This is a genomic window from Pseudoblastomonas marina (assembly GCF_014641655.1).
Lineage (GTDB): Bacteria > Pseudomonadota > Alphaproteobacteria > Sphingomonadales > Sphingomonadaceae > Alteriqipengyuania_A > Alteriqipengyuania_A marina.
The window spans coordinates 1-1,325 of the sequence record NZ_BMID01000011.1; the positions used below are offsets into that span (position 1 = coordinate 1).

Genomic DNA, 1,325 nt, shown 5'->3' on the forward strand with positions numbered 1-1,325 from the left:
CATCAGCCAGACAAGAGGCTGGACTTTTTGATGTTAGCACAGCGACATGCTGTGACAACAAGCAGTTGTTTGTTATAATTAACAAACTTAACGTCCTATGTGAAGCGAATACTCCTAACACTGTCCCGAATGCTACACTGTGTGCTGCAAAATGAGCCCCGCTCATCTTAGTGATACCGACCCCATACTTGTATTTCCTTTGGTGAAATCTTTTCAATTACAATCAATGGATTGGATTGTAAGGAATTAATTTCACATGTGTAACACTACTTAGAACTTATTAAGGACACTGCAAAGAATAAAACCAAATTTGGTGCTATACTCTCTCTCTGAGGGATAGGTTATTTTTATAGGGTCTGTAATAACCTACCCCTAGAGGTTTGCGCAGAGAGCTTATTTGCCTTAGTATACTTAGCGAAGGCTATACAAATAAATTAATTCAAAAAACTACATTAGTCCTTTATAAAATATTCATGAATTGTTCGAATGCATCTAAAAAGTCAGTGGTTATTGTTCTAAATTCATCTATATCAATATTTCTTAGAGCAATACCTTCCTCTGGGAGACGAGCTAGGATTTCATTTAAGTTTCTACGTATATCATTAGCATAATCAAAAATATTTCTAACTCGATCTAATTCCCTAGCAGCTATCTCCCCGCCCTGTCCTTCTACTAATGATGTAGTTCTATCCACCAAGTCAGTAGCGGTAGACACCGTCTCATTAACTTCATTTAAAGCATTTACTACTTCGTCATTGAGGGGCTGACCGTCTATATGAACCGTTCGATCAGATATATGACCTCTACGATGTATTTCCATTAAAATGACTAGCAGGGCAGCAGTAGCGATGGATGCTGAACCAATACCTACAACAATAGGAGGTAAAATAGCCACGAAATCTGCAGTACTAAATTCGCTATAATCACGCATTAAGAAAGCTAAAATTTCATTAGATTGAATACGAGCTACCGTTATTATTACCGCTTTTTGTAAAGTTATGTCCATGTTTTAAAAGAAATTTAATATAATATTGTAATACTACCAAGCATTGACGTTAATTTAATAACGAAAGGTTATGGTGATTGTTATAATTAGTAGGGTTATAATTAGTAGGGTTAATTGGGATAGGTGTAGTTAATAGCCAGGTACCGGAGATCGGTTAAGCGTCACCCACCCCGTCAGGTCCAAAACAAAGGGATAAAATCCTTCACCATCGGTGCAGGATTTTAGCCCCACCTCTTTTTGCTTATGGGCCCCGCCCCCCGAAGGGGGGGCGGGGTCCCCCGAATAATAAGTTTGACCTTATTTTATTGAATAATCTCTA

Annotated in this window: 1 protein-coding gene; it reads right to left on the reverse strand. The window is 38.0% G+C overall.

Going from position 1 to position 1,325, the window contains the following annotated elements; genetic code table 11:
- Nucleotides 1-460: 460 nt before the first annotated feature.
- Nucleotides 461-1,006 (reverse strand): hypothetical protein, encoded by a 546-nt coding sequence (locus tag IEW49_RS13340; RefSeq protein ID WP_188643227.1) that lies wholly within the window; start codon nt 1,004-1,006, stop codon nt 461-463.
- Between the last annotated feature and the right edge of the window lie 319 nt (nt 1,007-1,325).